Source organism: Nocardioides sp., from assembly GCF_016462705.1.
Taxonomy (GTDB): Bacteria; Actinomycetota; Actinomycetes; order Propionibacteriales; family Nocardioidaceae; genus Nocardioides.
Genome location: NZ_JAEMSS010000184.1, coordinates 6,005 through 8,176, shown reverse-complemented (window position 1 = coordinate 8,176; position 2,172 = coordinate 6,005). Strand labels below are relative to the sequence as shown.

The following is a 2,172-nucleotide window of genomic DNA, read 5'->3' as shown; positions in this document are numbered from 1 at the left end:
ACTTCTCCGACGCGCAGCGCCAGGCCACCAAGGAGGCCGGCGAGATCGCGGGCCTGAACGTCCAGCGCATCGTCAACGAGCCGACGGCCGCGGCCCTGGCCTACGGGCTCGACAAGGGCGACGGCGACCAGACCATCCTGGTCTTCGACCTCGGTGGCGGCACCTTCGACGTCTCCCTGCTCGAGGTGGGCAAGGACGACGACGGGTTCTCCACGATCGAGGTCAAGGCGACCTCCGGTGACAACGAGCTCGGTGGTGACGACTGGGACCAGCGGGTCGTCGACTGGATGGTCAAGAAGTTCAAGGACAACAACGCGGTCGACCTGTCCGCCGACAAGATCGCCAAGCAGCGCCTCCAGGAGGCCGCCGAGAAGGCGAAGATCGAGCTGTCCGCGTCGAGCGAGACCACGGTGCACCTGCCGTACATCACCCACGGTGAGTCCGGCCCGCTGCACTTCGAGGAGAAGCTGACCCGCGCGGAGTTCCAGAAGATGACGGCCGACCTGCTCGACCGCACCCGGGAGCCGTTCAAGTCGGTCCTCAAGGACGGCGGCGTCGCGATCGCCGACATCGACCACGTCGTGCTCGTCGGTGGCTCCACCCGGATGCCCGCCGTCACCGAGCTGGTCAAGGAGCTGCTCGGCGGCAAGGAGCCCAACAAGGGCGTCAACCCCGACGAGGTCGTGGCCGTTGGCGCCGCGCTCCAGGCCGGTGTCCTCAAGGGCGAGGTCAAGGACGTCCTGCTGCTCGACGTCACCCCGCTGTCCCTCGGCATCGAGACCAAGGGCGGCGTGATGACCAACCTCATCGAGCGCAACACCACGATCCCGGCCAAGCGCTCGGAGATCTTCACGACCGCCGACGACAACCAGCCGTCGGTCGAGATCAAGGTCGCGCAGGGTGAGCGCCAGATGTGGGCGCAGAACCAGCCCCTCGGCAACTTCGAGCTGACCGGCCTGCCGCCGGCCCCGCGCGGCGTCCCGAAGATCGAGGTCACCTTCGACATCGACGCCAACGGCATCGTGCACGTGAGCGCGAAGGACCAGGCCTCCGGCCGCGAGCAGTCGATGACCATCTCCGGTGGCTCGGCGCTCAGCAAGGACGAGATCGACCGGATGGTCAAGGAGGCGGAGCAGTACGCCGCCGAGGACGCCGCCCGCCGCGAGGCGGTCGACGCCCGCAACCAGGCCGACCAGCTCGTCTACACGACCGAGAAGTTCCTCGCCGACAACGGGGACAAGATCCCCGACGAGGTGAAGACCGAGGTCCAGGCCGACGTCGACGCCCTCAAGGCCACCCTGGAGAACACCGAGGCGACGTCCGAGGAGATCAACGCCGGGGTCGCCAAGCTCAACGAGTCGAGCCAGAAGATGGGCGCGGCCATGTACGCCGCCGCGGAGGCCGACGCGTCGGCGGCGGGCGGCAGCACGGGCGCCACGGGTGAGGCCGACGACGACGTCGTCGACGCCGAGATCGTCGACGAGGGCCCGGCGGACGACGCCGGCTCCTCCGACGCGGCGTCCGGCGACGAGGCCAAGTGACCGACCCGACCGCTCCGGGCCAGGGGAGGGAGCCCGACCAGGGCGCCCTTCCCGACCCCGGGGCGGACCCGGCCGCCGACGAGCAGGAGACCGAGGCCGAGGGCAAGGTGATCGAGGGCGAGCTCGCGGAGCTCGCCACCCAGCTCACCGAGCGCACCGCGGACCTCCAGCGGGTCCAGGCCGAGTACCTCAACTACAAGCGCCGCGTGGACCGCGACCGCGACCTGATCCGCGAGAACGCGACGTACGCCGCGCTCGCACCGATCACCGAGGTCCTCGACACGATCGACCGGGCCCGGGAGCACGGCGAGCTGGAGGGCGGCCTGAAGACCGTCGCCGACCAGCTGGAGCGGATCGTGTCCGGTCTCGGGCTCACCAAGTTCGGCGCCGTCGGCGACCCGTTCGACCCGGCCGTCCATGACGCGCTCAGCCACATCGGCGAGGACCCGGACGTCCAGGTCACGACCTGCAAGGTGGTCGCGAAGTCCGGTTACCGGATCGGCGACCGGGTCGTCCGGGCGGCCCAGGTGCTGGTGGTCGACCCCCCCAGTGACTCGGCCAGTGGCTCAGCCGGTGACTCAGCCGGTGACACTGACTTGACCAGTGGTCCCGCCGACGGTCCGGCCGACGG

Annotated in this window: 2 protein-coding genes; both read left to right on the top strand. The window is 70.0% G+C overall.

Translation table 11 applies throughout. The annotated features are described in order from the left end of the window. Window positions 1–1,541 (top strand): molecular chaperone DnaK (dnaK, locus tag JHD21_RS18450; RefSeq protein ID WP_292678188.1); only part of this gene is annotated, 1,541 nt, incomplete at its 5' end. Then, window positions 1,538–2,172: nucleotide exchange factor GrpE (gene grpE / locus JHD21_RS18445; RefSeq protein ID WP_292678186.1), on the top strand; the 635-nt coding region annotated here is incomplete at its 3' end. The genes dnaK and grpE, both read left to right, overlap by 4 nt.